General features: G+C 43.6%; 2 protein-coding genes and 3 pseudogenes. 3 read left to right on the forward strand and 2 right to left on the reverse strand.

Annotated elements, in window-relative coordinates:
- The coding region (locus B5F34_RS16925; protein WP_140393026.1) for an AAA family ATPase at nt 1-380 on the reverse strand (380 nt) is incomplete at its 3' end.
- Between the two features lie 621 nt (nt 381-1,001).
- On the opposite strand from B5F34_RS16925, the pseudogene B5F34_RS16930 reads away from it, so the two are divergent.
- The 3 genes and pseudogenes from B5F34_RS16930 to B5F34_RS16940 form a co-directional block, all read left to right on the forward strand.
- Nucleotides 1,002-1,504, forward strand: a pseudogene (locus tag B5F34_RS16930) (helix-turn-helix domain-containing protein); the annotation flags it as partial.
- A gap of 11 nt (nt 1,505-1,515) precedes the next feature.
- Nucleotides 1,516-2,043: pseudogene (locus B5F34_RS16935) on the forward strand (DUF6371 domain-containing protein); the annotation flags it as partial.
- Nucleotides 2,044-2,328: 285 nt separating this feature from the next.
- Nucleotides 2,329-3,795: a mobilization protein gene (locus tag B5F34_RS16940; protein WP_087340927.1), complete on the forward strand. Its 1,467-nt coding sequence runs from the start codon at nt 2,329-2,331 to the stop codon at nt 3,793-3,795.
- A 65-nt stretch (nt 3,796-3,860) separates the two neighbouring features.
- On the opposite strand, the pseudogene B5F34_RS16945 reads toward B5F34_RS16940, so the two are convergent.
- A pseudogene (locus tag B5F34_RS16945) lies at nt 3,861-4,691 on the reverse strand (DUF3644 domain-containing protein); the annotation flags it as partial.
- Between the last annotated feature and the right edge of the window lie 124 nt (nt 4,692-4,815).

The following is a 4,815-nucleotide window of genomic DNA, read 5'->3' on the forward strand; positions in this document are numbered from 1 at the left end:
TTCTCCAACAGTACGCGACTGCTCCCCAAAAGCAAGATCTTAATATCGCGGTCATGGAACGTATCATCGTCCCACTCCTTTTTCACCACCTCGCTCCAATTGGCAATCTTCTGTATCTCATCAATTACAAGGATAACGCTCTCCCAGCCTCGGCTCTTCTTCAAGCTTCGCACAGCCGCCCAACAATCAGAAATCCATGCACTGTTCGTAGCCGGAACATTGTCGGCAGAAAAGAACTGGTAAGGCATATCCAAATCTTTCAGCACTTGTTTGACCACCGTTGATTTTCCTATCTGCCGGGCACCCATAACGACCTGAATGAATCTACGAGGCTCTTTTATGCGTTCTGTAATCAACTGATATTCTGCTCGTTTATACATACTGTTACATTTTACTCAATGTGATAAAAACTTTTACTCACAGCAAAAGTAACAAATTTATTTGAGTAATAATCATGGATTTACAGGAAAAACATTATCTTTGCGAAAGTAATCAAGCGTTCTGTAACATATACGGTGAAATCCTTTGTCTATCAATGTCTTGTGCATGGCAGAGAAAATTTCACAAAAAGACTGAAAAAAGCGGTACAAGACCATAAACGAAAGCCAGTGAATGTAAGCGTCTTACATTTTCTTTTCGACTTCGTTCAATTGTCAGAATACAACTTGTACCTTTTAAAATGAATAGCCGCTGATACTCAATGATGTATGCCTGATGCATCGGCAAGTAGGATATTGTAATCAACTGCAACGAATTAGAACCAACTATAATGAAGTCGCTGATTTTCAGCGGTTTTTTTTATTTGTCCAAAATCCGGCTATGTGCAGTCGGAGATAGTTATCCGCCATATTTTTCTACCGTATTTCTACCGCGGAACATTTTCGGGATTTGCCCCGATGTCACGATGACGCAGTAGTTGACGTGTGTTGACAATGGTTTACGTGTGTTGACACAAAAGAGGAGAAATAAAGAGATTTGAACTCAAAATGTATTAGAAAAATATGGAAGTAAGAAAGATTTGCCAATGGTGTGGAAAACCATTTATCGCTAAGAAAACAACGACTTGCTATTGCAGTCATTAGTGCTCTAATCTCGGTTACAAAGAACGCATCCGGGAACGTAAACGCCAGATGAGAAAAATGCAGGAATTGCTGCAACCTAAACAGGCTGCAGAAGGACAAGATTTCTTCTCTTTTGCCAAGCCGCAAAGCTGATGGGGGTTACCCGGCAATACATTTATAAACTAGTCAAGGAATCCAAACTGCGGGCATCCCGTCTGAGTGGGAAAAAGTCGCTCATCCGCCGTGCGGACATCGAGCTGATGATGAAGACCAAGCCTTACGAACGTATCATGCCCAAAGAGGACTTTGACATCACCGAGTATTACACCGCCGAAGAGATTGCACAGAAATATAAGGTCAATGCCAAATGGGTATGGACTTATACACGACAGCACAAGGTCCCGAAAGTGAGAATCCGCCAGTTCAACTATTACAGTAAGAAAGGCGGCATGAGCTGGCAGAGGAATGGCAACTGTCCCAATGCCTGTTCGGTGAACACCTGCTGGGCACTTATCCCGATAAGGTCGTGGTCTTGGTGGAATCCGAAAAGAGTGCCGTTATCGGCTCTGCCATCTTCCCCGGTTATGTATGGCTGGCGACAGGCGGCAAGAGCCAGCTGAGAGAGGAAAAGCTCCGTGTGCTGACCGGGCGCACCGTACTCCTCTTTCCCGATGCGGACGGCTATGCGGAATGGAAACAGCGTGCCGGGAGCATGACCTATTGCAAGACGGTCGTGTCTGACATCATTGAGAAGAATGCCACCCCGGAGCAGAAAGCGGCACATATTGACATAGCCGACTGGATTGTCTTCCAGATACGGGAAAGCAAAATAAATTGTACAGCCGACCACTTGGTCGAGGCGGAAAGAATCCTCTGCCGGATGATAGAAAAGAATCCCGTCCTGCAAAAGCTAATAGATGATTTTGACCTTGTACTGGTCGGTGCATCCCCAATCGGCAACAGCGGTGAAAACCCTCCTTAACGGAGGAGAACGGAAGCCGTAGGCTGTGGGTAACAGACAATGGCTTGCCATTGATATAACCACTATAACTACACGCTCCGCTTCCGTAGTTGTGGGCTCTCCCGAGGGGATTAAGGCTTTGCCCTAATAACCCACTCAGGGCGTTTCACCCCTGAGAACCCAGAGCAAAGAGTGACCCTCTCTTTGCAATCTCCGCTTATGGGTGGTTGTACCCCTAAGAACCCCGTGCGGTTATGAGCGGACAGCAATAAGTTTAATCAACAACCCAAATCATATTTTGAAAATATGGCTACAAAAAGCAGTATACACATCAAGCCTTGCAAGACCTCGTCAAGCGAGGCTCATAATCGAAGGAGTGCCGAGTACATGCGTAATATCGGCAAGTCCCAAATTTACATTGTGCCCGAACTCACTGCCAATAATGAGCAGTGGATAAATCCCGGCTTCGGCAATCCCGACTTGCAGGCGCACTATGACTACATTAAGCGGATGGTCAAAGAAAAGACAGGTCGTGCCATGCAGGAAAAGGAGCGTGAACGCAAGGGAAAGAACGGAAAGAAAATCAAGGTGGCGGGATGCTCACCAATCCGTGAGGGTGTGTTGCTCATCCGACCGGACACGACACTGGCAGACGTACAAAAATTTGGCGAGGAATGCCAAAGACGCTGGGGCATCACACCGCTCCAAATCTTCCTGCACAAGGACGAGGGGCATTGGCTGGGCGGACAACCCACCCAAGAAGACAAAGAAAGTTTCAAGGTGGGCGAAAAATGGTTCAAGCCAAATTACCATGCGCATATAGTGTTCGACTGGATGAACCATGACACAGGCAAGAGCCGCAAGCTCAATGACGAGGATATGACCGAAATGCAGAGCTTGGCATCCGATATTCTCATGATGGAACGTGGACAGTCAAAGGCTGTTACAGCTAGGGAACATTTGGAACGTAACGACTTTATCATTGAGAAACAGAAGGAGGAAATGAAGCGGCTTGATGCCACAAGGCAATACCGGGAATATCAGTTGGAAATGGCTAATCAGAAGATGCAAGAAACTGAAAGCATTACCAACGCCCTTATCGAAAAAGCAAATGAGAAAGAACGACAGAGCGAAGACCTTGACCGGACTATCAGCGAAAAACGCTCCAAGCTAAACGGGGAAAAAGGGAGCGAACTTCTGAATGCCGCTGTCGGCTGGGCTACCGGGAAATCGAAAGCCCTGAAAAATGAAATAGAGGATTTGCGCAATGAGATTTCCACGCACGAGGAAACCATTGAGCGGTTACAGGATAAAATCCAAACCATACAGAGTGACCACCATCGGGAACTGATGAAACTGGAAAGTAGGCATCAATCAGAGTTGAGCCGCAAGGAAGCGGAACATACGCAGGAGACCACAAGGTTGAAAAACCGGATTGCATGGCAAAGCCATATCATCGACTGCCTCAGTTTCCTGCTGCTCAAAACAAACGACATCTTCCGCAAGGCTGTTTACTGTGTCGTCCGTTTTGCCCGTGATTATTACAAGTCCCGTTTTGATACGGAACAGGTGTCGGACATCAAGAGTGCCCTTAACCTGTTCGGGGAGGACAGACAATCACTCCGGGCTGCCGGAGATTTCCTGTATTTCACCGCCAAGCAAAAGGGCGGGTTTGACAATCGGGAACAAATCAAAGCCAGACGGGAAGTTGACAATGTGGTGGAAGGGAATTATGACCAACAGCCGAAAAGAGGTTTTTCGATGAGAAAATAAAAGCCATAATGTAAAATAGTCAACTAAACAATTAAAGGGGATAGTGTCTATCCTCTCCCCTTTAATTACTTGAATAAAGACTGATATTCATCATCGTCTTGCATCTTTTTAACTAAAAACTCAACCCATTTTTCTGTATATAGATAACTATTATTAGGTTCATCATATAAACAGTATTCTGGCTTTGTTTTTTCAGGGTTATCTGAATTCCTTTCTGGACGAACTTCATATTTTTTCCAACACCTCGTATGAGTATCGGAATTAAATTTATTAACTTGTTTTTTCCCTCTTATAATCTTAGGGTTACCTAACCGTTCCTGAACTTGTTGTATTACGGTGGCAGGTTTTAATGTCCCTTTATTTACAACTGGAATATGCTTTTCCTTGATTAGTCCTGCGATTCTTTCAACTTTCTTTTTTTCATCATCTGTCAGTTTATCATATGGGAAGAACTGAACAGGAAGAGCATCTACTGACTTATGGTTAGCAACTTGAATCAAAAATGCTTTAAAAGAATACTCTCCGCTCTGCATAATATCTGTACTTATTGACGCTCTATATTTATCAATAAATCGAGTAATTTTTTGAGCATCTTTGCTCATTTTTATCCCCATTGCAAGAGTCCTCGAAGAGGGAAATAGTTGCAATGCAAAGGACAAAGACTCTCTTAGGCAATAATCTTCACCAAACTCTTTCTCTACAATCTTATCAAAATTTAGCAATAGAGCTTGGCACTCTGCGAAAATATTAGCATCTAATTCTGGTAAGAATTTATGCTCCAATTTATTTCTTAATGGAATAAAGAGTTCTATGTTTTTCCTTATTGCACAATCTTCTCCTTTGAAGAATTCTTTTACACATGTGGCTAACTCCCAAAATTGAATTTCTCCATCAACTCTTTTAAGAGCCTGTTTAAATTTTAAAGTTTAATATAGAAAGAGTGTTTCTTCTTTCTTCGGAAATGATTATTTTTAAGTTTCCACACTTGAAATAATTATGTATCCGACAGATTTAGAAGAA

The sequence above is a fragment of the Mediterranea sp. An20 genome (genome assembly GCF_002160055.1).
In the GTDB taxonomy this organism is placed as follows: Bacteria; Bacteroidota; Bacteroidia; order Bacteroidales; family Bacteroidaceae; genus Bacteroides; species Bacteroides avicola.

Bases quoted from the DNA above. Each gene is read 5' to 3' on its own strand.
- B5F34_RS16940 (WP_087340927.1), top strand. From the start codon at position 2,329: ATGGCTACAAAAAGCAGTATACACATCAAGCCTTGCAAGACCTCGTCA.